The organism is Pseudomonas sp. AC229, assembly GCF_979254655.1.
The window spans coordinates 1-233 of sequence record NZ_CEEDHK010000109.1 but is presented as its reverse complement, the minus strand read 5'-3'; the positions used below and the strand labels follow the sequence as shown (position 1 = coordinate 233).

Genomic DNA, 233 nt, shown 5'->3' with positions numbered 1-233 from the left:
CGCCTATGGCGCCGTGCTGACGCCGACCGAGATCAGGCTGACGCGCCGCCTCGACGTGCAGCTCTCACCGTTAAGCCGGCACCTCGACCCAAATGCCTGCGGCGTCTTCGCGGCAGGCGAGGGCAGTCAGCGCCTTGCCGTCACACGGGCCGGTAATGCATTCGCCCGACTCGATCAAAAACAAGGCGCCATGGCGCGCGCACTGCATCAGGCTCTGGCTGCTGTCGAGAAAC

At 66.1% G+C, this 233-nt stretch carries 1 protein-coding gene; it reads right to left on the bottom strand.

Features of this window, described 5'->3' with window-relative positions:
• Positions 1-70: 70 nt before the first annotated feature.
• Positions 71-233, bottom strand: a 163-nt coding sequence (locus AC0IW7_RS25060) for a Rieske (2Fe-2S) protein (protein ID WP_471821569.1), incomplete at its 5' end; no start/stop codon positions are given.